Source organism: Mesorhizobium onobrychidis (genome assembly GCF_024707545.1).
Lineage (GTDB): Bacteria > Pseudomonadota > Alphaproteobacteria > Rhizobiales > Rhizobiaceae > Mesorhizobium > Mesorhizobium onobrychidis.
In genome coordinates this window covers 165,696-188,530 of sequence record NZ_CP062229.1, presented here as the reverse complement: position 1 = coordinate 188,530, position 22,835 = coordinate 165,696, and the positions used below count along the sequence as shown (strand labels likewise).

The following is a 22,835-nucleotide window of genomic DNA, read 5'->3' as shown; positions in this document are numbered from 1 at the left end:
CCAGCACCTTTCTGTGACGTTCGAAACCGGTCGGCGCCCGATCCCAATTGTAACGCATGTTCTGCCTCCAAAAACCTGCCGGATTTTCTTACCTTACCAAAGGTAAAGGAAAAGCAACATTGTGCCTAACTCCACCACACTGGCCTGACAATGCTCGGCCTAGCGCATGACAGTATTGTCACCGACTGTCTTTGGGATTCCTTGCAAAGGCCCGCTTCGCAGACCGAAGCGGGCTTTGCTTCTTGACCGCCGCTTTGTGTGGTAAGCCGCAGCGCGGCATTGGCCGTGTGCTACATCCCCCAGCGCAGCGCAGCCGTATGTACCGGCGCGTCCCACAATGCGGTCGTCTCGTCGTCGAGCATGGTCAGCGTGATCGAACAGCCGGCCATGTCGAGCGATGTCACATAGGACCCGACCAGTGAGCGAGTGACCGTCACGCCGTTTTTCTCGAAGATTTTCCGGGCACTGTTGTACATCAGGTAGAGCTCCATCAGCGGCGTGCCGCCAAAGCCGTTGACGAAAAGCAGCGCCGGGCCTTTTGCCCTGTCACCGAGATCGCCTGATATCGCCGCGCAGATCTCCTCGGCGATGGCGTCGGCGCTCTTCAACGCGTCGCGGCGGCGGCCGGGTTCGCCATGGATGCCGACGCCGAATTCCATCTCGCCGTCGCCGATATCGAAGGTCGGCTTGCCGGCGGCCGGTACGGTGCAACTGGTCAGCGCAACCCCCATAGAGCGCGTTGCGCCATTGACGCGCTCGCCGAGCGCCTTCAACGGCTTCAGTGCCATGCCTTGCTCGGCTGCGGCACCGACGATCTTCTCGACCACCAGCGTGCCGGCAACGCCGCGCCGGCCAGTGGTGTAGGAGGAGTTCTCGACCGCGACGTCGTCATTGGTCACCACTTGCATCACGCCCTCCGACATTTCGGCGGCCATCTCGAAATTCATTACATCGCCCTCGTAGTTCTTGACGATGAACAGGCAGCCGGCGCCGGTGTTGACTGCTTCCGCGGCTGCCAGCATCTGGTCCGGCGTCGGCGAGGTGAACACCTGGCCGGGGCAGGCGGCATCCAGCATGCCGTGCCCGACCAGCCCGCCATGCAGCGGTTCGTGGCCCGAGCCGCCGCCGGAGATCAGCGCCACCTTGCCGGGCTTGAGTGTCCTGCGGCGCACGAATTTATGCTCGTCGCCAAGCGCCAGTATGTCGGCATGGGCGGCAACGAAGCCATCGAGGCTTTCGGTCAGCACCGTGTCCACAGAATTTAGAAACTTCTTCATGGCCGTCTCCTCCCGAAATAGCTGAACTTGGCGCGACTATGTCCCGCCCTTGCCGGCGATGCTGGTGATCTTCTGGATGAAATCGTTGACCGCCCGATCGAGCGCCGCATTCTGCTTGTCGTCGCCGAAATCGGGAACGATCAGCGAGACATGCCGCGTCTTGCGCATGCCTGATGCCACCGACATTTTCCCGGGATGCGCCTGATGGTAGGCGGCTAGAAAATGGTCGCGTTCGGCCGGGCTGAAATGGCAGACGGAGAAAATAGCCGGCAAATGTTTTGACGGGATCGGGATCGAGTAGGCCGGGCTGGAAATCTGGGTGACGAAACTGCGATGCTTGCCCAACGCGTCGGCGAGGCGCTGGCGCATCCCGGACGGGCGCTGGTCGAGGACCTGCGACAAGATCGTCTTATAGGCGCGGATCGCCTCTTCGGAGCCGGCTTCAGGTGTCTTGTCGGCCATGCCGGTGCCTAGATCGAAACGTCCGCAATGGCCGCCTTGGCCATTGCGAGCTGGGCGGGAACCACGGAAAGGTCGCGCAGGCCGGCCTCAATCAGCGCCGGGATTGCCGCCGGATCGCCGCCGGCGTCGCCGCATAGGCTGACCGGAATCCTTTGCACGCGGCCGAACGCCGCAACCGAGGCGATCAGCCGAAGCACGGCCGGATGCCTGATCGAATTGAGATGCGCAACCAACGCGTTGTCGCGCGCGGCCGCCATCACATACTGCGTAAGGTCGTTCGAGCCGATCGAGAAGAAGGCGACCTCGGTAAAAGCCTCAGGAGCGATCGCCACCGACGGCACCTCGACCATGATGCCAAGCGGCGGCATTTTTTGCGCGACGCCGCGCGCGGTAAGCGCGGCCTGCTCTTCCGCGAAGAGCGCGGCGGCACGTTCATACTCGTCCCTAACGGCGACCATCGGGAACATCACCTTCAGATTGCCATGCGCGGCGGCGCGCAGCAGCGCCCTGATCTGCAGCCGAAAAACCTCCGGTCTTGCCAGCGACAGCCTGATGCCGCGCAGGCCAAGGAACGGATTAGTTTCCGCCACGGTGAAGCCTGGCACCGGCTTGTCGCCGCCGGCGTCGACGGTGCGAATGGTCACCGGTCTGCCTTCAGCCCATTCGAGCACCTTGCGGTAGGCGCGATACTGCGTTTCCTCGTCCGGCAGCGTTTTGCCGAACAGGAACTCGGTTCGCATCAGCCCGACGCCGTCGCAGGTCGAGACATCGATGTTGTCGACATCGGACGGATCGGCGATGCTGACCTGCACCCGCACCGCCGTGCCGGCTTTCGTCACCGCCGGCCGGGCCAAAAAAGTTTCCGCCCTGTCGCGACGCGCCGCGAAAGACGACGATGATCGCCGGAACGCCTCGACCTCTGCCCTTGATGGCGCCAAAATGATGCCGCCATGCTCGGCATCAAGCAGGGCGACGCCGGCAAGATGAGCCGGCGAAGCACCGAGCCCGACTGCCCCAAGCCCCACGACCATCGGCACGCCGCGCGAGCGCGCCAGCATGGCGACATGGCTGGCGGCACTGCCCGCTTTCAGTGCGATGCCGCCGCCGGAACTCCAGTCGGTTTCGAGAAAGCGCGTCGGCGCGATGTCCTCGCCGTAGAAGATAGCGCCTGCCGGCGCCGCAGGGTCGCTGTCCTCGGTCAGCGCGCGCAGCACCTGGTCTCTGATGTCGCGCATGTCGGCGGCGCGCGCCCGGAAATAATCCTGGTCTGACGTTTCGTAGCCTACAATTTCGGCGTCGAGCGCTTGCCGCCAGGCCGCATCGGCCGGCTGGCCGGCGGCAATCGCGGCAAAGGCCGGGCCGGTCAGCGCATCGTCATCCAGCATGGCGAGCTGGAATTCGAGAATGTCGGCGGCGTCGCCCCTGGTCGCTTCGATCAGCGTCGCAAGCCGGCCTGTCGCTGCCTTGATTGCCGTTTCGAGCGCGAGCCTCTCGTCCGCGGCGGTCGCCTTACGGCCATAGCGCGCGACAACCGGATCGAGGTTGAACAGCGGCCCTTCGGCATAGCCGGCCGAAGCCGAAATCCCCTGCAGCCTAAGCGGTTCGGGCATGGTCTACGCCCTCGTCGAAATCGCGCCGCACCAGCTCGACCAGCGCGCCGACCGCCTCGCCGGCGCCGTCACCCCTCGCTCGGATATGCAGCACCGTGCCTTTCGGCGCCTTGGCCGCCATCACCTTGACGATGCTCTTGGCGTCGAGCCACGGCCCGTTCGCGGCGAGCGCCACTTCGACCTCAGCCGAAAATCTCTTGGCGAGCTTGGTGAACTTCACCGAAGGGCGCGCATGCAGGCCGACCTCATGGGTGATCAGAACGGTGGCTTCGGCGGATGCGGACATTGAGTCAAAATTCCTGTTCATTCACGATGGCGACAATTCGTGTGCTGTCGCCGCCACTTCCCTGAGCGAAGCGCCGCCGGACGCCTCCGTCGCCGCCATCACCGCGCCCTCGACGATCGGCGCATTGCAGACGATGATCTTGTGCGCGCGCGGCTCGCCGATCATCTCGACCGCCATCTCGCTGTTGGTCTCGGCGCCGCCAAGATCGACAAGTATGGCGACACCCGCCTCCGACCAGGCCTTGTCAATCGCGCCCATGATCGCCTCGACATTGGTTCCCAGCCCGCCATGACCGTTTCCGCCGCACCATGCAAGCGGCACTTCGTCGCCGACCATCTGGCGCACCATGTCGGCCGTGCCCTCGGCGACCAGCGGTGAATGCGATACGATAACGATGCCGACATTGCTCATGCGTGCCCCTCGATGGTCTCAGTGACAGCCCGCACCAGAAGCGCGACCGAGCGCCCGCCGGCATCCATATGGCCGATCGAGCGGTCGCCAAGGAACGAAGCGCGTCCACGCAATGCCTTCATCGGCACGGTGGCATCGGCTGCACGGTCCACGACGTCGGCGATTTCCGCTGCCGTCTTTCCCTGCAACAGCGCCTCATGCACTGGCTGCAGCACGTCGAGCATGGTCTTTTGCCCGACCTGCGACTTGCCCCTGGCTGCCACCGCCTCGATTGCCTTGCCGAAAGCCAAAGCAAGATTGGCGCGGTCCGGCTCTGCGGAAATCTCCTTGCCGAGCGCCATGAACAGCGTCCCGAACAGCGGTCCCGATGCCCCGCCCACCGTCATCACCAGCTTGGTGCCGATCGCCTTCAGCGCCTCCGGCAATGGCTTTGCAGCAAACCCCTCGGCCTCCGCCCGCACTGCCTCGAAGCCGCGCTTCATGTTCAGTCCATGGTCGCCGTCGCCGATCGCCTGGTCGAGCGCGGTCAGTTCGTCCGCGTGGGCGGCAATCGTGTCGGCGGTGACGGATATCAGTGTCTTCAGATCAACCTTGTCCATCGTCCCAGTCTTGACCATCGTCCCAGCGCTCATCGGTTTGCAATCCTATTGCCGGCCTGGTCGAAGAACAGCGGCGCCCGGTAGCGGATAATCACCCTGTCGCCCTTTTCCAATTGGATGTCGGGGTCGGTCAGCGTCACCAGCTTTCTGCTCCCCACCGTCACATGCAGGTGGTTCTGGTCGCCCAAATGTTCGACCCAGTTAACAACGCCGTCGGCGGGGCCATTCGATGCCTTGCCGATCGACAGATGTTCTGTACGCGCGCCGATCGTTTTGGTTCCCGCCGGCATATCGCCATCCGGCAGCAGGCCGGTCGGCAACAGATTGATCGCCGGCTGGCCGAGCCTTGCGGCGACATGAAGGTTTGCCGGCTCCGAGTAGATGGTGCGTGGCGTGCCGATCTGCACCAGCACGCCGTCGGCGAGAATGCCGATGCGATCGGCCATCGTCATCGCTTCGATCTGGTCGTGCGTGACATAAAGCATGGTGGCGCCGAGCTCGGCCTGGATGCGCTTGAGCTCGAGCCGGAGGTCGGCGCGCAGCTTGGCATCGAGCGACGACAGCGGCTCGTCCATCAGATAGATCGAGGGCTTGCGCACCAGGGCGCGCCCGATGGCGACGCGCTGCATCTCGCCGCCGGAAAGTTTGGTGGAGCGGCTGTTCAGCTTGTGGTGGATACGCACCATCTTGGCCACATCCTCGACGCGGCGGCGCACCGCGTCCTCGCTCAGCCGCCGCGCCGGCGAGCGCAGCGGAAAGGCCAAATTGTCGTAGACCGACAGATGCGGATAGAGCGAATATTGCTGGAAGACGAAGGCGGTGTCGCGCTCGGCCGGCGACAACATTGTCGCATCGCGGCCGCCGATATAGATTGAGCCCGTATCAGGCCGTTCCAGTCCGGCGATAAGTCTGAGCGTCGTCGTCTTGCCGGCCCCGGTCGGGCCGAGCAGCACGACGAATTCGCCGTCGGCGACGTGCAGATCGAGAGTGTCCACGGCGACATGCTCGCCGAAGGCTTTTGTCACGCCTTTGATCTGCACGTCAGCCATGATGCGCTCTTCCCTGCGTGGCGCCGTCATGGATTGCGGTTCGCACCGCGCGTCCGGAGCCCTTCTCGAACAGCGACAGCCGAGCGCTGCTCAGCACCAGGCCGACATGATCGCCCGCATTGAGCCGGATTTCGGCCGGGACCCGAGCCTTGATGATGCCGCCGGAGGTCTCCACCGCGACGATCTGCGTGGTGCCGAGATATTCGGTGCCATAGATGGCGCCGCGCAGTTTTGAAGCGTCGTCGAAGCGGATGTGTTCCGGCCGGATGCCGAGTGCCATGTCGACCGGCGCGATGTCCTCGCGCACCTCCGGCACTGCCACCTTGGCACCTTGCACCACTATCTCCCTGGCACCCTTTGAAAGCCCGCCGCCAAAGCCGAGAAAGTTCATCGGCGGCGAGCCGATGAAATCGGCGACGAACATGGTCGCCGGCCGGTCGTAGATTTCGCGCGGCGTGCCGAACTGTTCGATGACGCCGTGGTTCATAACCGCGATCTTGTCGGCCATCGACATCGCTTCCATCTGGTCATGCGTGACGTAGACCGTGGTGGCGCGGATGCGGTTGTGCAGTTCGCGCAACTCATGGACCATGAGATCGCGGAATTCGGTGTCGAGCGTGCCGAGCGGCTCGTCCATCAGGAAGCATTTTGGCCGCCGCACGATGGCGCGGCCGAGCGCGACGCGCTGGCGATCACCGCCGGCAAGGCCGGAGACCGATTTGTTGAGCAGATGGTCGATGCGCAACAGCTTCGCCGTCTCTTCGACGCGCTGGCGGATTTCGATGCCTCGCATGCCTTGCGCCAGCAAAGGGAAACCGATGTTCTTACGCACATTCATGTGCGGATAGAGCGCGAACAACTGGAAGACGAAGGCGATGTCGCGCTCGCGGGCACGCCGCATGGTGACGTCCTCGCCACCGAGCAGGATCTTGCCGCCGGTCGGCAGTTCGAGCCCGGCAATCATGCGCAACGTCGTCGTCTTGCCGCAACCCGACGGCCCCAGCATGACGAAGAACTCGCCATCCCCGACGACGAAGCTGGAATCCTGCACGGCGACGAAATCGCCGAATGCCTTTCTCAGATGCTCGACCCTGATCTCCGCCATCGTCTACTCCGGAAACTTCGAGACGATGATGAACATCGCCGTGCCGGCCAGCATGGTGATGAAGGAATAGGTGTAGAGCGACAGCGCGAAGGGCTGGAACAGCATCAGGAAGCCAATGGCAATGATCGCGGTAGCGATATTCTCCATCAGTCCGCGCCTGGCCCATGCCGGCCAGCGCGACTTGCGTTTTGCGGGTTGGGTCAGGCTCATTTGCGCACCGCGCCGAAGGTGATGCCGCGCAGCAACTGCTTGCGAAGCAGGATGGTGAACACCAGGATCGGCACCAGGAAGATCGTCGTGCCCGCGGCGACCGCCGGCCAGTCCTGGCCACCTTCGCCGATGATGGTGGGGATGAAGGGCGGTGCGGTCTGCGCCGTGCCCGAGGTCAGCAGTGCTGCGAACGCATACTCGTTCCAGGCGAAGATCAGGCAGAAGATGGCTGTCGCGGCAATGCCGGTGGTCGCCTGGGGCAGAACGGTGCGCCAGAAGGCCTGCAGCCGCGTATAGCCGTCGATCATCGCCGCTTCCTCGTACTCGCGCGGGATCTCGTCGATGAAGCCCTTCAGCAGCCACACCGCGAGCGACACATTGACCGCCGTGTAGAGCAGGATCATGCCGAGCGCGGTGTCCGACAGGCCAAGCTCGCGGTACATCAGGTAGATGGGAATAGCGACCGCGATCGGCGGCATCATCCGTGTCGACAGGATGAAGAACAGGAGATCGTCGGCCAGCGGCACCTTGAAGCGCGAGAAGCCATAGGCCGACAACGTGCCCAGGAACACCGCGCAGAAGGTCGAGCCGAAGGCGATGATCAGCGAATTGATGAAGCGCGGCATGAAGTTGGACGGGCCGGCGATCACCATGTTGCGCTTGCGCACTGTCTCGTCGCAGACGCCCGTCGCCGGTCCCAGCGAGTTGATGTATTCCGGTGTCTGCCGTGTGCGGGTCGAGAACAAATTGCAGTAGCCCTCGAGGCTCGGCTGGAACAGGATCTTTGGCGGATAGGCGATCGAATCCGGCGGTGTCTTGAAGCTGGTGGCGAAGATCCACAGCAGCGGCACTATCGAGATCAGCGCGTAAAGCACGATGATCGTGCCGGCGACACGCTTCGACGTGGGCGAGGGTGCGACAACCGAATGGGCTGACGTCAGGCTCATCTCTGCTTCACCTTGTTGAGCGCCTTGACGTAGATGTTGGCCAGCCCAAATACCGCAACGAACAGGATGATGGCGAAGGCTGAGGAATAGCCCGTCCGCCAGCTTTCGAAGGCCTGCCGCTTCAGCGTGATCGAGGCCACTTCTGTGGTCGAGCCGGGTCCGCCGCCGGTGAGCAGGTTGACCATGTCGAACATCTTGAAGTTCTCGATACCGCGAAACAGCACCGCCAGCATGATGAAGGGCAGCGCCATCGGCAGCGTGATCGACCAGAACTGCCGCCAGTTGGACGCACGGTCGACCTCGGCTGCCTCGTAGATGTATTCGGGGATCGAGCGCAGGCCGGCGAGACAGATCAGCATCACGTAAGGCGTCCACATCCAGGTGTCGACGATGACGATCGACCACGGCGCCAGCGACACGTTGGAGAGCATGCCGATCTGCGTTGCCGGAATGCCGGTGACGAACGAGATGGCATAGGCGAACAGGCCGATCTGCGGCTCGTAGAGGAAGCGCCAGAAATTGCCGACAACTGCCGGCGACAGCATCATCGGCACGAGAATGATAGTCGTCCAGAAGGCGTGGCCGCGAAACTTACGGTCGATCAGCCAGGCCAGCGTGAAACCGATCAGCGTCTGCAGCAGGATGGTCCAGAACACGAAATGCGCCGTCGTCTGCATGGCGATCCAGATGTCCTGGTCGCCGAGGATGCGTTTGTAATTGGCAAGGCCGACGTTCCTGACGACCTCATTGGGGCGATTGGCGCGGTAGTTGGTGAAGGAAAGATAGATCGCCCAGAACAGCGGGAAGATGTTGATGGCGAGCAGCAAAAGGATCGTCGGCGAGATGAACAGCCAGGCGAGGCCCTTGTCGCTGATGCCTCGGACCTTGCGGGCCAACGGCTCAGGCGTAGCCCGGGCAACGCTGTCCGCAGTCCGATTGAGCATGGTCAGTCCCGCTTCGGTCACTTTAAGTCGTCTCGACAATGGAATTTATCTGAACTGTGTCCCGTGCCAAGGGCGGCACGGGACACGCGGGTCGTGGCTCGGGAGGAGCCGGTTAGATACTGCCCCAACTACATCTTGCCATCGTCCTGGAAGACCTCGGTCCAGTCCTTGACCAGGCCGTCGAGCGCATCCTTGGCCGAACCCTGGCCGGCGACGACATAGTCATGGAAGCGCTTCTGCGACGCCTGCAGCAGCGGCGCATAGCTGGGCTCAGCCCAGAAATCCTTCACGATGGCCATGGAGTCGAGGAAGGTCTGCGCGTAAGGCTGGCTGGCCGCAAAGCCCGGGTCTTTGACGACTGCGTTGAGGCAGGAAAAGCCGCCGAGCGACCACCATTTGGCCTGCACGTCCTTGTTGGCGAACCACTTGATGTATTTGAGCGCGGCCTCCTGCTTGTCCGAGTAAGAGACCACCGAGATGCCCTGGCCGCCGAGCTGGGCGAATTGATCGCCGTCGGGGCCCTTGGGATTGGCGAAATAACCAATCTTGTCGCCGCCGACATTCTCGTCCTTCTGCAGGCCTGGCCAGGTAAAGGCGAAGTTCATGTGCATCGCCACCTGGCCGGATTTGAAAGCATCGACGCCTTCGCCCATGTAGCTGTTCGAGGCCCCGGGGGGCGTGCAGCAATCATAGAGCGCCTTGTAGAACTCCAGACCCTTCACCGATTTCTCGGAATTGACGAAGCCGTCCATCTCGTAGGGCTTGTCGGGGTTCTCATATTTGAAGCCGAAGCTGTAGAGCACGTCCATGGCGCCCATGGTGATGCCTTCGGAGCCGCGCTCGGTATAGATCGACGCGCCATAGACGGTCTTGCCATCGATCTCGCGCTTCTGGAAGAACTCGGCGATCTGCTTCAGCTGGTCGAAGGTCGTCGGCGCGGCGAGATCCCAGCCGTACTTTTCCTTGAATTCCTTCTGCAGTTCCGGCTTGGAGAACCAGTCCTTGCGATAGGTCCAGCCGACGACATCGCCCATGGCCGGCAGCGCCCAGTAGTTCGGCGAGTTCTTCGGCCATTCCGAATAGCCGACGACGGTCGCCGGCACGAAATCGTCCATGCTGATCTTCTCCTGGTCGAAGAAATCGTTCAGCTTGACGTAGTGGCCGTTCTCGGCCGAGCCGCCGATCCACTGGCTGTCGCCGATGATCAGGTCGCACAGCTTGCCCTTGGAATTCAACTCGTTGAGGAAGCGATCGGCATAGTTGGTCCACGGCACGAATTCGAATTTCATGCCGATGCCGGTTTCCTTGGTAAAATCCTTGGACAATTCGACAAGCGCATTGGCCGGGTCCCAGGCTGCCCAGCAAAGCGTCAGATCTTCAGCCTGCGCGACGTTCGAAACGGCAGTCGATGCAAACATCGCCGAGGTCAGTCCCAACGTCAGTTTCAAGGTCGATTTCATGCCTTCCTCCCATTTGCGAAACGCGTCCGGATGACGGTTTCAAGAAACCTCAACCCCCTCCTCAGGGGCCTAAACATGACGACGCGGTTGAGCGGCGGATGTTTAGTAATTTGTTTAGTGATGCAATTTTTACTAAACAAGGCAAGCGAATTCGTCGCTGCGCTGCAGCATGGCGCATCGGTCGCTTGTTCAGGAAAGGCGCGTGTCAGATCGTCCGGCGCGCGGGCGCCGGCTCATTTGACCGTCTTGGTGCTCACCGTCACCGGCCGGATCACTGGGGCCGGCGGCAGCAGGGAGCGGATATCGGCGAAGGGGAAGATCGGTTCGAAGCGGAAGGCCTCAGCGAAGGAACCGGCCGCGCCATTGCATTGGCCGGCGCGAAACGCGTTCTGCGTGCGCGCCGCATCGACGAAACGTTCGGGGTCCTGCGACTGGTGCGCCCGGATCGCCATCGCCTTGAGCTCGAAATGTCCGGAGATATCGACATAGTGCGTCGGCGAAAAGCCGGTGCCGCCGAGCGTATCGGCATGCAGCACCGGGACAGTGAAGGATGCCGCGATACGCACGCCGTCCGACAGCGCACGGTGGTCGCCATGATAGTCGTTCGGCGCATGGGTGATCGCCAGATCTGGCTTCACGTCGCCGATCAGCGCCTTCAGCGCCGCGATCAGCGCGGCATCGGCAACCAGCGCACCATCCGGAAAGTCGAGGAAGTGCGGTGTTGCGCCAAGCAGATCCGCCGCCACAGCCGCTTCCTCGCGACGGGCGCGGGCGAGTAATTCCGGATCGTCCTTCCCGCCCTTGGCGCCATCCGTGGCTATCGCAAAAACCAATTCTGCGCCTTGTGCGGCATAGGCCGCCATCGTACCGAACATGAAGATCTCGATGTCGTCCGGATGCGCACCGAGTGCCAGTATCTTCACTCTGCTCTCTCCGTGGAACTGGAATAACGGGACGAACGGAATTCTGCTCGCCTTGCTCGCCCACGCAAGCTGTTCATGCAACGATGCCGTTGTCAAAAGCCTGAGCGGATCGCGCCGACGGATTATTCGCAGATCCTCGGGGCGGTGATCCTGGGCGCGTTCTCCAGGAATATCCGGATCTTCTGTCGCCAGATCTTCTGTCGCCAGATCTTCTGTCGCTTGCCGGTTTCGCCGTCGTCGGCGGCTCGAGCCTTGTGACGATGGTGCGCGAGGAGGTGAGGCTCGGCACGGTGCGCTGGAACCCGTTCTCACGGACCCGGTTCTGAGTTGGCCCGTTGCCGGTTGCGCGGCGCCCGCCACCGCTGATATGCGGGCGCTGCGGATCCGCCGCAATGGATGGATGCATCCTTGGAACAATGACCAGAAAACCCTTGCCGGAGCTTCCGGTCTCCGCCGTGCTGCCGGCGCTCAGTGAAGCGCTCGGCCATGGCAACAGCGCCGTGCTGGTGGCGCCGCCCGGCGCTGGCAAGACGACGCTGGTGCCGTTGGCGCTGCTCGACGCGGCATGGCTCGGCACGGGGAAGATCATCCTGCTCGAGCCGCGCCGGCTCGCTGCCCGCGCCGCTGCCCGCCGCATGGCCGAACTGCTCGGCGAGGAGCCCGGCGAAACGGTCGGCTATGCCATGCGCATGGAAAACCGCGCTTCTGCGAGGACGAAAATCCTCGTCGTCACCGAGGGCGTGCTGTCGCGGATGATCCTCGACGATCCGGAGCTGCCCGGTGTCTCGGCTGTTTTCTTCGACGAGTTCCATGAGCGTTCGCTCGACGGCGATTTCGGGCTGGCGCTGGCGCTCGACGTGCAAGGTGCGCTGAGGCCCGAGCTGCGATTGCTGGTGATGTCGGCGACGCTTGACGGCGGGCGCGTCGCGCGGCTGCTTTCCGGCGCCCCGGTGATTGAGAGCGAGGGCCGCGCCTTTCCCGTCGATATCCGCTATGACGAGCGGCCGGCCGGCATCGCCATCGAGGACGCCATGGCCAAGGCGATCCGCGCGGCTCTTGCCGATGAGAGCGGCAGCGTGCTCGCCTTCCTGCCCGGCCAGCGCGAGATCGAGCGCACCGCCGAGCGGCTGCAAGGCCGCGTCAGTGCCGACACCGATATCGTGCCGCTCTACGGCATGCTCGACAACAAGGCGCAGGACGCCGCGATCAAGCCGGCGCCGTCCGGCCGCCGCAAGGTGGTGCTGGCGACGTCGATCGCTGAGACCTCGATCACCATCGACGGCGTGCGCGTCGTCATCGATTCCGGCCTGTCGCGCCTGCCGCGCTACGAACCGGCCAGCGGCCTGACGCGGCTGGAGACGGTGCGGGTCAGCAAAGCCTCGGCCGACCAGCGCGCCGGCCGCGCCGGGCGCACGCAGCCGGGCGTCGCCATCCGGCTGTGGCGGGCCGAGCAGACGGCGGCACTTCCCGCCTTCACCCCGCCGGAAATCCTCGAAGCGGACCTTTCCGGCCTTCTGCTCGACTGCGCCGCCTTCGGTGTCGCCGACCCGGTGAGCCTTTCGTTCCTTGATCCGCCACCGGCCCCGGCGCTCAACGAGGCAAGGGCTCTGCTGCGTGCGCTCGACGCCATCGACGAGGCAGGGCGCCTGACGCAATCGGGTGCTGCGATGCGCAGGCTGGCACTGCCGGTGCGGCTGGCCCACATGGTCGCCGAGGCGGCAAGAACCGGCCAGGCGTTCGAGGCGGCCATGCTCGCCGTGCTGCTCACCGAGCGTGGCCTGGGCGGCGACGGCGCCGACCTCGAACGGCGGCTGATGCGGTTCCGATCCGAAAGATCGCCGCGCGCCACCGCTGCGCGGCAGCTCGCCGAGCGGCTGGCGAAACAGGCGTCACCCTCCCCCTCGAGGGGGTCCGAAGGACGGGCGAGACCCGTGGCTCGCCCCGGTACGTCGATCCGCGAAGCGGAGCGGGGTGGGGTCGGGTCGGGCACGCCATCGCCGACCCCACCCCGTCTCCCTCGCCTTGCTGGGCAAGGCTCACTCGCCGACCCTCCCCTCGAGGGGGAGGGTAAGACCGGCGCTCTCCTCATCCATGCTTGGCCGGACCGCGTCGCCAAGGCGCGCGGCGAGCGCGGCCGTTTCGTGCTGGCCAACGGTTCGGGCGCTATGCTCGACGCCGCCGATCCGCTGGCGGGGGCGGCCTGGCTCGTCGTCGCCGATCTGCAGGGCAAGGCGCAGAACGCCCGCATCACGGCAGCAGCGGCGATAGACGAGGCCGACATTCGCGCTTCGCTTGCCGACGAGATCGAGACCAGCCGCGAAACCGGTTTCGACCGCGACAGGCGCGCGGTGCGCGTGCGCGAAACCGTTCGCCTCGGCGCCATCACCCTGTCCGAACGCATGCTGCCGGCGCCGGCCGGCACTGAGGCGGATCGCGCCATCCTCGACGCATTGCGCCAACACGGACTGTCGCTTTTGCCGTGGGGCAGGGAGGCCGAAACGCTGCGCCAACGGCTCGGCTGGCTGCATCGCGGCCTCGGCGCGCCTTGGCCCGACGTTTCCGACGCCGCGCTCGTCGACCGCCTCGACGATTGGCTGCTGCCCTTCCTCTCCGGCGCAGCGTCCTTTGCCGCGATCGATCCGGGCGTGCTCTCGGCCGGCCTCATGGCATTGGTGCCGCACGATCTCCAGCGCAGGATCGAGGCGCTGGCGCCGACCCATTTCGACGCGCCGTCGGGCAGTCGCGTGCCGATCCGCTATGACGGTGAATGGCCGGTGCTGGCGATCCGCGTGCAGGAGCTGTTCGGTCTCGACCGGCATCCTGCGATCGCCAACGGCACCGTGCCGCTGACGCTCGAGCTTTTATCGCCGGCGCACCGGCCGATCCAGACGACCCGCGACCTGCCGGGGTTCTGGCGCGGCTCCTGGGCCGATGTGCGGGCCGACATGCGTGGCCGCTATCCCCGGCACGTCTGGCCGGAGAACCCGCTTCTCGCCACCGCCACCAGCCGCGCCAAACCGCGGGGGACCTAGCCTTTATCCTTTTCCGGCTATAAATCCTTGGCCATGATAAACATCCTGCGGGCGCCCGACTTCCAGCAAAGCCAGCGGCTGCGCCTCAACACGCTGATCAGGCTGCGCTGGCTTGCCATCGTCGGCCAGAGCCTGGCGGTTATCGTCGTTGCCTATGGGCTGAAGTTCCCGCTGCCCGTCAGCCCCTGCTTCGCGCTGATCGCCTGTTCGGCCTGGATGAACCTGTTGCTGACCTTCCGCTATCCGGCGGCGCATCGGCTGACCCCGCTGCCGGCTTTCGCCATCCTGACCATCGACAGCCTGCAGCTTGCCGGCCTGCTTTACCTGACCGGCGGCCTCACCAATCCGTTTTCAGTACTCGTCACCGTGCCCGTGGTCATCTCGGCGACGTCGCTGCCGCTGCGCCTGACCGCCATCCTCGGCGCGCTGGTGATGGTGGCGGCGAGCCTGCTGGTCTTCTTCCATCTGCCGCTGCCCTGGTACGAGGGCGCGCCGTTGGAGATGCCGTTCATCTATGTCGCCGGCATGTGGATGGCGGTGTTTTCCTCGATCGCCTTCACCGCGATCTACGCTTTCCGCGTGGCCGAGGAAGCCCGGCTGCTCGCCAACGCGCTTGCCGCCACCGAGCTGGTGCTGCAGCGCGAGCAGCATCTGTCGGCGCTGGACGGCCTTGCCGCCGCCGCCGCGCATGAGCTCGGCACGCCGCTTGCCACCATCACGCTTGTCGCCAAGGAGATGGAGAAGGCGCTCCGCAACGATCCGAAATACGGCGAGGACGTGACGCTGCTGCGCTCGCAGAGCGAGCGTTGCCGGGAAATCCTCAAGCGCCTGACCAGCCTGTCGTCCGAGGGCGAGGCGCATCTCTCCCGCATGCCGCTAACTTCGCTGGTCGAGGAGATGACTGCCCCGCACCGCGATTTCGGCATCTCGATCAAGCTTCGCCCTGGCGAGCGCATTGGCCCCGAACCGGTCGGGCGTCGCAATCCCGGCGTCATCTACGGCCTCGGCAATCTGGTCGAGAACGCCGTCGATTTTGCCCGTAAGAGCGTCACCGTGCGCTGGAGCTGGAACGAGGCCGCCGTCACCTTCTCGATCATCGACGACGGGCCGGGTTTCCCTCCCGAAATCATCGACCGCATCGGCGAGCCCTATATGTCGACGCGCCAGGGCACCGAGGCCGGCGGCGGCCTGGGCCTGGGTCTGTTCATAGCCAAGACCTTGCTCGAACGCTCGGGGGCCACGCTCGATTTCCGCAATTCAAACGAACCGGGCGAGGGCGCCGTCGTGCAGATATCGTGGCCGCGCAGCGTCTTCCTCAATCCTGAATCGGCTTCGGCCACCATGTTTGACACGGCTTGAATTGGACAATAGCGCTCCAAAACTATATCTGCGTAAAAATCGGGCAGCAGGAATTTAGAAGACGATGAACGGCGACGAAACGATTGGCGCAATGGTTGAAGGCGAGGACACCTCGCTGTTGATCGTCGACGACGACAAGCCGTTCCTCACGCGCCTTGCCCGCGCCATGGAAACCAGGGGTTTCGTGGTCGAGACGGCCGAGAGCGTCGAGGAGGCGGTGGCCAAGGCGCGCGCCAACCCGCCCGCCTATGCCGTGGTCGACATGCGGCTCGCCGACGGCAACGGCCTCGACGTCGTTGCCGCCATCCGCGAGAAGCGCGACGACGCCCGCGCCATCATCCTCACCGGCTATGGCAACATCGCCACCGCAGTGACGGCGGTGAAGCTGGGGGCCATCGACTACCTGTCGAAGCCGGCCGATGCCGACGACATTTTCGCCGCACTTACCCGCACGGCGGGCGAACGCGCCGCACCGCCCGAAAACCCGATGTCTGCCGACCGCGTGCGCTGGGAGCACATCCAGCGCGTCTACGAAATGTGCGACCGCAACGTCTCCGAGACCGCGCGCCGGCTCAATATGCATCGCCGTACGCTGCAGCGGATACTCGCCAAGCGCGCGCCGCGCTGACGCCTGACCGAACCGAAGGTTCGTGTCGGCGAATGGCGGAATCGGTTTTCGCTGGGGATCACGCGCAAAATCGAAGTGCTACAGCGTCCTTTGCGCGCCCCAAAGGTTGCGCGGCGCTGTAGAGACTTGCCCCTGCCATTGGTGTTTGCGCATCATCGCATAGGGTGATGTTGGCCCTGCCGGCGGGTAGGCGACGCGATGGAGAGGACATGCAGGACCAAAAGCAGCGGCCGATCTCCATTTTTCGCGAATTCCTCGACAGCGAGGCGGCGGGCGGCATCATCCTGATGGCAGCCGCGGCACTGGCTCTGATCGTCGCCAATTCGCCGCTGGCCGAAGCCTATTTCGATGCCCTTCACGCCTATCTGGGACCGCTCAGCGTGTCGCACTGGATCAATGACGGCCTGATGGCTGTGTTCTTCCTGCTGGTCGGTCTGGAGATCAAGCGCGAGATGCTGGATGGCCAACTCTCTACCTGGCCACGGCGCGTCCTGCCCGGCGTCGCCGCCGCCGGCGGCATGCTGGTGCCGGCACTTGTCTATGTCGCCATCAACCGCGACAACCCAGCCGCTTTGTCCGGCTGGGCGATCCCGACCGCCACCGACATCGCGTTTGCGCTTGGCGTCCTGTCGCTGCTCGGCAGCCGCGTGCCGGGGTCGCTGAAGGTATTCCTCACCGCCCTCGCCATCATCGACGACCTTGGCGCGGTCATCATCATCGCGGTGTTCTACACGAGCGGCCTGTGGCTCGCCTATCTCGGCGCCGCCTTTGCGGTCATCGCGTTGCTGATCGTGCTCAACCGCATGAAGGTGATGATGCTGGTGCCCTATATCCTGCTCGGTGTCGTCCTGTGGGTGCTGGTGCTGAAATCGGGCGTCCACGCCACGCTCGCCGGCGTGGCGCTTGCCCTGACCATACCTTTGAAAGTCTCCCCGGGCACCGGGCATGATCTCGACCATTCGCCGCTGCACCGGCTCGAGCACGGCCTGCACAGAATAGTGCCGTTCGTCGTTATCCCGATCTTCGGCTTTGCCAATGCCGGCGTTTCGCTGGCCGGCCTGAGCGCTGCCGCCCTGGTCGAGCCGCTAACGTTGGGCGTCGCCGCCGGCCTCGTCGCCGGCAAGCTGGTCGGCGTGTTCGGTTCTTCCGCGCTTGCCATCCGGCTCGGCTTCGCCGACCTGCCGGTCAATGCCGGCTGGCTGCACATGGTCGGCATTTCGCTGCTCTGCGGCATCGGCTTCACCATGAGCCTGTTCATCGGCCTGCTCGCCTTCGCCAGCAATGTCGAGCTGCAGGACGCGGTCAAGGTCGGCATCCTCGCCGGCTCCTTCATCGCCGCGATCCTCGGCGCCGCCGTGCTGCTCATGGCGCCGGTTGCGAATGGGGCGGACGAGGACGAAGAGTAGAGCTGGTCGAGTCGAAGATTGATCATCATTTAGCCATCGGTGAAGCTGCCGATCTCCCCCCTTGTGGGGGAGATGCCCGGCAGGGCAGAGGGGGTGCTGACCCTCCGACCTCTCAAGACTTGGGTTCCTCGCCCACCGCGAAGCGGGGGAGAGGTGGCCGCGACGCGGCCGGAGAGGGGGCTTCGTAGAGCGCGGTCCCCCTCTCCGTCTCGGCTTCGCCGAGCCACCTCTCCCCCACTTTCGTGCTAGGGCATATACACATCTTGGTGCGGCGGATTGACTCGGTTAGGGACGGTCGGATTCCGAAGACGAAGCGGTTATGATTCTGTCGGTGACGTTCTGATTTGGGGAGAGCGTCGCCGATGCAGATATGCCAGGACTGGTCCGTGGGTTCGTTTGGAGATCGTCGTCTCGATAAAGGGGGGCGGCGCTGCTCCAAGGCATGGTGCTGCGCGAAACGGTGTGCTTGCGCCGGCTTGCCGAAGGCAACCATTCCCAGGAGATCCGGTTCGGGCGCTTTCTGGGCAATGACGCGGTGACGGTGGATCGGATCATCGAGGGTTGGAGCGACCAGACCCGGCTTGCGGTGGAAGGCCGGCACATCCTGGCGCTGCAGGACACCAGCGAGATCAAGTTCGCGACGAGCGAGGACCATCGGCGCGATCTGGGCAGGATCAAGAAGGGCAATTGCCGGGGCATGCTGTTGCATCCCATGCTTGCGCTCGATGCCGAGCGCGGTTCTTGCCCTGGTCTGGTGGGCGGGCGGGTGTGGACACGTGGGGACGACGAACTGCCGCCGCATGCTGATCGCTTGTTGAGCGAAAAGGAATCGCGGCGCTGGGTCGAGACGGCCGAAGCGGCCAAGCCGGTGCTGGCCCGGGCCAGCATGGTTACCTTCATCGCCGACCGTGAGAGTGACTTTTATGTGATGTGGGCGCGCGTGCCGGACGGCGCTTTCCACGTGCTGACACGCGTCATGCATGACCGCGCGCTGCTTTCGGGCACAACGCTGCGCCGCGCCGTGCAGGACCAGGCGTTCAGCGACACCCAGGTGATCGAGCTGCGCGAACGGGCCGACCGCCCGGCGCGCCGGGCCGAGCTTTGCCTGCGCTTTGGCGAAGCCACGATCCGGCGGCCGGGCAACCTGCGCGAGGCCGACCTGCCCAAAGGCGTGACACTGCGCTGGGTCATCGAGACGGCTGCACCCGCCGACGTGGAACCGCTTCACTGGCTGCTCCTGACCACCCATGCGGTGGCCACACCCGCCCAGGCCTGGCAGATCGTCGACTGGTACAAGCAGCGCTGGGTCATCGAGCAGTTCTTCCGGGTGATGAAGAGCCAAGGCTTGAAGATCGAGGACAGCCAGCTGCAATCGGCCTCGCGCCTGGAAAAGCTCGTCGCCATCGCCGCCAAGGCCGCCATCATCGTCATGCAGCTCGTGCAGGCCCGCAACGGCCAGGACGATCAACAGGCAAGCCTCGCCTTCACGCCCAACGAGATCGACACGCTCGCAGCGCTCGAGAAGCGCTTCAAGGGCAAGACCAGGCTGCAAGCCAATCCCTATCCCAAAAACTCGCTCGCATGGGCGGCCTGGATCATCGCCAAGCTCGGCGGCTGGAACGGCTATGCTTCCTCAAGGCCACCAGGCCCAGTCACCTTCTACAATGGCTTGGCCTACTTCCGAGCTTGTGCTGACGGGTGGGCCTTGCGAGATGTGTATATGCCCTAGCACTTTCGTGGGGGCGAGGAACCCAAGCTGGAATGAAGCCGCGATCCCTCTCCTGTCCTGCCGAAGACAGCGCAAGCTCGCAGGACACCCTGAAGTGTCCGGATAGCCCGACGTTCTCTATTCGCTCTCGCCCTCCAGCGAAGGCACCGCCACACCGGCGAGTTCCGCCGCGAGCAGCCGCGATGCCCCGGCCCGCGCGATCCTCAGCATCAGCGCCTTGCGCGTCGCCGCCGCCATGCGGTGCTCGGGCGCATCGCGCAGGATTTCGGCGCCGTAGCCGTCGGAGAGGATAAAGCCGCATTCCTGCGGAAAGATCTCCGAGGGCACGCCGGGATGCGTGGCGAAGAAGAAGCGGTCGGAGTGCAGCCGGTAATCCGGCCATTTGCGGTCGACCCTGAAATCCTCGATCGAGGATTTGATCTCGATGATCCAGATGTCGCCCTGGCGGGTCAGCGCGACGAGGTCGGCGCGGCGGCCGGTCGCCAGCGACAGTTCGGGCAACACATGCGCGCCCATCTCCTTGAGCAGCCGCTGCACGCCGCGCCTGACCAGCATGGCGCGTTCCGACTGGCGACCGTCGATGAGGGGATTGAGGGGTAAAGGCGAGATGATTGGCATGGCGGCACCATGCCAGACTTTGTTCACGGTTTGAACCGCCTTTTTGATGCACCCAAGGCGCGCATGCGTGTGTGGATTTTACGTGAAATCTCGGTTGGTTCCCAAACGAACGCCGCACGTTTCCACACATTAGGAATATGAGATACTGTGCGAATGCGGGTGGCTCTAAGGAGTTTGGATGATGAACGCGGACGAGATGCAGGCGATAGCCGACACACTGATGCGGGTCGTGACGCCTGACATGGCACCCAAGCAATTGATCAAAGCGGCTAGGAAGGAACACCCGAACGCGTCAAAGAAGGACATCGCCCGTGCGGCGTTCTTCTCGATTATCGCCAACGCCGAAGAAGACCACGGCAAGGCAAGGAACCTACAGGCATTCGCCATAGCCGAGCGTGTCGACGGTATCGCCTGATCTGCACTGTAGTTGCATCAACCATCGACCCTGCCGCCGATAGCGATTGCATGGACAAACCCAACCTGGAAACGGCTAGCATTCCGAGTCTCGCCACGGCATATCGGTTCAATGATAGAACGTCGTGGCCTTGGTGCATTTGCAGTTGGAACCGGTGTTGGTTCGCTTGGCGGCTTGATCGGCCTTGGCGGTGCAGAATTTCGTTTGCCGTTCCTGATTGGTCTGTTTCGATTTGCCGCCCTTGAAGCCGTCATCTTGAACAAGGCCGCCAGCTTGGTTGTCGTCGCTACAGCGCTGCCATTCCGGGCCACAACAGTGCCGCTAGCGTCGGTAGCCGCACAATGGCCGATCATACTCAATCTCTTGGCTGGCAGCCTTCTAGGCGCTTGGTTTGGGGCAGGATGGGCAACGCGCCTCCAGTCCGCAACGCTTTACAAGGTGATTGCCGCGCTGCTGATCCTTGTCGCGATCGTCTTGGTTTTCGGCCATGATCCTGGTGCTACAGGATTGCAATTGGTCACCGGAGCCGCATTGATCGTTGCCGGGATCATTGCAGGGTTTGCCATCGGCGTCGTGGCATCCCTGCTGGGCGTGGCAGGCGGTGAACTGCTTATCCCGACACTTGTCCTTCTGTTCGGTGCCGACATCAAGCTGGCGGGCTCTCTATCGCTGGCGGTAAGCCTGCCGACGATGCTGGTCGGCTTCATGCGCTACAGCCGCGACCAAAGCTTTTCAGTCATCGGCAGGAACAAGGCGTTCTTGCTGGCCATGGCTGCCGGTTCGACTGTCGGGACATATATCGGTGGGCGGTTGCTTGGAGTGGCCCCCGAGCAAATCCTGCTCCCGTTGCTGGCGGCAATTCTGGTGATCTCAGCCTACAAGATCTGGCGGCACGAATAGCACCACCGGACCTAGCGCATGGTCTCGTCGCGCTGACGGCGCACCGGCTCGTTTATCTGCCGCGATTACCCTTTGAGGGTCAGGCCCTTCCGTCCGCGTCCGCCTCGATCACAACCGGGACGCCTTGGCGCAGCGCCGCGCAACCTTCACACCTGTGCGGAAACGACTTTATCACTTGGCAGTGCAGCCCCCGCAATATCGTCCAGGATCGGGCAGCCCGGTCTGTCGTCGCCGTGGCAGGCATGGATCAGCTTCTGCAGGGTCGAGCGCATCGACTGCAGCTCGCGCACCTTCTCCTCGATTGCACTCACATGCGCGGCGGCGATCTCGCGTACGTCATGGCTGGCGCGGCTGCGGTCTTGGTAGAGCGCCATCAACTGGCGGCAGTCGTCGATGGAAAAGCCGAGATTTCGCGCGCGGCGCAGAAAGATCAGCCGGTGGATGTCGTCGCCCGAATAGTCGCGGTAGCCGTTGCCGGCGCGCTGCGGTCGGATCAGGCCGATCTCCTCATAGTAGCGAATGGTCTTGGCCGGCAGGCCGGAACGCTGGGCGGCATCTCCGACATTCATGATGGGCTCCTTGACTTCGGCGGTCTGGCGGACAGCCCCATTGAATTTCCTACATAATCTTATAGAGGTCGTTGCCGAAAAGCCACAGTTGCGGACTTACCGGCATGTAAGCCCCTCCATATAGGCATCGCCCGCTTGGCAAGCAAAGCAAATGCCAGCATGAATGATGGCGATAAGGCGGCCGTCTCGTGCCGCTACCTTTTGGGCGGGGCATCGGACCTTTTCATGCGCATGAAGTCATTCGCAATCGTCGCCGCACTTGCGCTGTCGACGGCTATTGCTGGTTGCAGCACCATCGGCTCGCAGATATTCACCAACAACTATGGCCCGATGACCGATGCGGGCTATCAACTGCCGCGCATTCCGATCGAAAAGGTGCCGTTCAAGTACCGCCGGCAGGTCGTTAGCTACGACACCGATGAGAAGCCGGGCACCATCGTCGTCGATACGCAGAACAAGTTTCTCTATTACGTCATGGGCGGCGGCGAGGCGATGCGTTACGGCATCGGCGTCGGCCGCGAGGGTTTTGAGTGGCGCGGCACCGCCCGCATCGCGGTGAAGCGCGAATGGCCGACATGGACGCCGCCTTCGGCGATGATCAGGCGCCAGCCGGAACTCGCAAAATTTGCCGGCGGCATGGAGCCCGGATTGACGAACCCACTCGGCGCGCGCGCCCTGTATCTGTTCAACAAGGGCGGCGATTCAGGCTACCGCCTGCATGGCAGCCCGGAGTGGAACTCGATTGGCAAGGCAATGTCGTCGGGCTGCATCCGGCTGATGAACCAGGACATCATCGACCTTTACGACCGCACCTCGGTCGGCGCTAAAGTCATCGTCTTGTAAAAACTTTCATAGCGGACCGTCTAGGCAACAACAGACGTCCCAAAACAGAAAAC

General features: G+C 63.8%; 23 protein-coding genes. 8 read left to right on the top strand and 15 right to left on the bottom strand.

Translation table 11 applies throughout. From position 1 onward, the window contains the following. Positions 1-290: 290 nt before the first annotated feature. The 13 genes from dhaK to IHQ72_RS00820 form a co-directional block, all read right to left on the bottom strand. Positions 291-1,277, bottom strand: coding sequence for a dihydroxyacetone kinase subunit DhaK (dhaK, locus tag IHQ72_RS00880; RefSeq protein ID WP_258120726.1), 987 nt, complete (start codon positions 1,275-1,277; stop codon positions 291-293). Between the two features lie 36 nt (positions 1,278-1,313). Continuing rightward, on the bottom strand, positions 1,314-1,739 hold the full coding sequence (locus IHQ72_RS00875; RefSeq protein WP_095493850.1) for a hypothetical protein: 426 nt from the start codon (positions 1,737-1,739) through the stop codon (positions 1,314-1,316). 8 nt (positions 1,740-1,747) lie between these two features. Next, positions 1,748-3,349 (bottom strand): phosphoenolpyruvate--protein phosphotransferase, encoded by a 1,602-nt coding sequence (gene ptsP / locus IHQ72_RS00870; RefSeq protein ID WP_258120725.1) that lies wholly within the window; start codon positions 3,347-3,349, stop codon positions 1,748-1,750. Beyond that, on the bottom strand, positions 3,333-3,635 hold the full coding sequence (locus tag IHQ72_RS00865) for an HPr family phosphocarrier protein (RefSeq protein WP_095494124.1): 303 nt from the start codon (positions 3,633-3,635) through the stop codon (positions 3,333-3,335). Before IHQ72_RS00865 ends, ptsP begins: the two co-directional genes overlap by 17 nt. Positions 3,636-3,656: 21 nt before the next feature. After that, positions 3,657-4,046: a dihydroxyacetone kinase phosphoryl donor subunit DhaM gene (gene dhaM / locus IHQ72_RS00860; protein ID WP_258120724.1), complete on the bottom strand. Its 390-nt coding sequence runs from the start codon at positions 4,044-4,046 to the stop codon at positions 3,657-3,659. Beyond that, a complete protein-coding gene (dhaL, locus tag IHQ72_RS00855; protein WP_258123689.1) occupies positions 4,043-4,645 on the bottom strand; it encodes a dihydroxyacetone kinase subunit DhaL in 603 nt (200 codons plus the stop codon). The genes dhaM and dhaL overlap by 4 nt, the downstream gene beginning before the upstream one ends. A 29-nt stretch (positions 4,646-4,674) precedes the next feature. After that, a complete protein-coding gene (locus IHQ72_RS00850) occupies positions 4,675-5,694 on the bottom strand; it encodes an ABC transporter ATP-binding protein (RefSeq protein ID WP_258120723.1) in 1,020 nt (339 codons plus the stop codon). Next, positions 5,687-6,799, bottom strand: coding sequence for an ABC transporter ATP-binding protein (locus tag IHQ72_RS00845; protein ID WP_258120722.1), 1,113 nt, complete (start codon positions 6,797-6,799; stop codon positions 5,687-5,689). The genes IHQ72_RS00850 and IHQ72_RS00845 overlap by 8 nt, the downstream gene beginning before the upstream one ends. A 3-nt stretch (positions 6,800-6,802) precedes the next feature. Next, on the bottom strand, positions 6,803-7,009 hold the full coding sequence (locus IHQ72_RS00840; protein ID WP_254017500.1) for a hypothetical protein: 207 nt from the start codon (positions 7,007-7,009) through the stop codon (positions 6,803-6,805). Then, complete coding sequence (locus tag IHQ72_RS00835) at positions 7,006-7,956, bottom strand: carbohydrate ABC transporter permease (protein ID WP_258120721.1); 951 nt, start codon at positions 7,954-7,956, stop codon at positions 7,006-7,008. Before IHQ72_RS00835 ends, IHQ72_RS00840 begins: the two co-directional genes overlap by 4 nt. Further along, positions 7,953-8,900, bottom strand: coding sequence for a carbohydrate ABC transporter permease (locus IHQ72_RS00830; RefSeq protein ID WP_077377482.1), 948 nt, complete (start codon positions 8,898-8,900; stop codon positions 7,953-7,955). The genes IHQ72_RS00835 and IHQ72_RS00830 overlap by 4 nt, the downstream gene beginning before the upstream one ends. A 128-nt stretch (positions 8,901-9,028) precedes the next feature. Beyond that, positions 9,029-10,360 carry an ABC transporter substrate-binding protein gene (locus IHQ72_RS00825; protein WP_258120720.1) on the bottom strand — a complete coding sequence of 444 codons (1,332 nt, stop codon included), beginning with the start codon at positions 10,358-10,360 and terminating at the stop codon, positions 9,029-9,031. Positions 10,361-10,593: 233 nt separating this feature from the next. Next, positions 10,594-11,283 carry a PIG-L deacetylase family protein gene (locus tag IHQ72_RS00820; protein WP_258120719.1) on the bottom strand — a complete coding sequence of 230 codons (690 nt, stop codon included), beginning with the start codon at positions 11,281-11,283 and terminating at the stop codon, positions 10,594-10,596. Positions 11,284-11,699: 416 nt separating this feature from the next. Between IHQ72_RS00820 and hrpB the strand changes: the two genes are divergently transcribed. The 5 genes from hrpB to IHQ72_RS00795 all read left to right on the top strand — a co-directional run bounded on the left by hrpB (position 11,700) and on the right by IHQ72_RS00795 (position 19,437). Then, positions 11,700-14,315, top strand: a complete 2,616-nt coding sequence (gene hrpB / locus IHQ72_RS00815; RefSeq protein ID WP_258120718.1) for an ATP-dependent helicase HrpB — start codon at positions 11,700-11,702, stop codon at positions 14,313-14,315. Positions 14,316-14,348: 33 nt separating this feature from the next. Beyond that, positions 14,349-15,674, top strand: a complete 1,326-nt coding sequence (locus tag IHQ72_RS00810) for an ActS/PrrB/RegB family redox-sensitive histidine kinase (protein WP_065006021.1) — start codon at positions 14,349-14,351, stop codon at positions 15,672-15,674. 64 nt (positions 15,675-15,738) lie between these two features. Further along, positions 15,739-16,302: an ActR/PrrA/RegA family redox response regulator transcription factor gene (locus IHQ72_RS00805; RefSeq protein ID WP_082982096.1), complete on the top strand. Its 564-nt coding sequence runs from the start codon at positions 15,739-15,741 to the stop codon at positions 16,300-16,302. Positions 16,303-16,511: 209 nt separating this feature from the next. After that, complete coding sequence (gene nhaA / locus IHQ72_RS00800; RefSeq protein ID WP_258120717.1) at positions 16,512-17,708, top strand: Na+/H+ antiporter NhaA; 1,197 nt, start codon at positions 16,512-16,514, stop codon at positions 17,706-17,708. A 442-nt stretch (positions 17,709-18,150) separates the two neighbouring features. Then, a complete protein-coding gene (locus tag IHQ72_RS00795; RefSeq protein ID WP_258120716.1) occupies positions 18,151-19,437 on the top strand; it encodes an IS4 family transposase in 1,287 nt (428 codons plus the stop codon). A gap of 117 nt (positions 19,438-19,554) precedes the next feature. Here IHQ72_RS00795 and IHQ72_RS00790 read toward each other — a convergent pair whose 3' ends face one another. Continuing rightward, positions 19,555-20,055, bottom strand: coding sequence for an MmcB family DNA repair protein (locus tag IHQ72_RS00790; RefSeq protein WP_258123688.1), 501 nt, complete (start codon positions 20,053-20,055; stop codon positions 19,555-19,557). A 181-nt stretch (positions 20,056-20,236) separates the two neighbouring features. Here IHQ72_RS00790 and IHQ72_RS00785 point away from each other — a divergent pair, with 181 nt between their 5' ends. Next, positions 20,237-20,470: a hypothetical protein gene (locus IHQ72_RS00785; RefSeq protein WP_258123687.1), complete on the top strand. Its 234-nt coding sequence runs from the start codon at positions 20,237-20,239 to the stop codon at positions 20,468-20,470. A gap of 111 nt (positions 20,471-20,581) precedes the next feature. Beyond that, a complete protein-coding gene (locus IHQ72_RS00780; RefSeq protein ID WP_258123686.1) occupies positions 20,582-21,370 on the top strand; it encodes a sulfite exporter TauE/SafE family protein in 789 nt (262 codons plus the stop codon). 146 nt (positions 21,371-21,516) lie between these two features. Here the strand turns inward: IHQ72_RS00780 and cueR are convergent, their stop codons facing one another. Then, a complete protein-coding gene (cueR, locus tag IHQ72_RS00775) occupies positions 21,517-21,939 on the bottom strand; it encodes a Cu(I)-responsive transcriptional regulator (protein ID WP_258120715.1) in 423 nt (140 codons plus the stop codon). 225 nt (positions 21,940-22,164) lie between these two features. Here cueR and IHQ72_RS00770 point away from each other — a divergent pair, with 225 nt between their 5' ends. After that, positions 22,165-22,782, top strand: coding sequence for a L,D-transpeptidase (locus tag IHQ72_RS00770; RefSeq protein WP_258123685.1), 618 nt, complete (start codon positions 22,165-22,167; stop codon positions 22,780-22,782). The last annotated feature ends 53 nt before the right edge of the window (positions 22,783-22,835 follow it).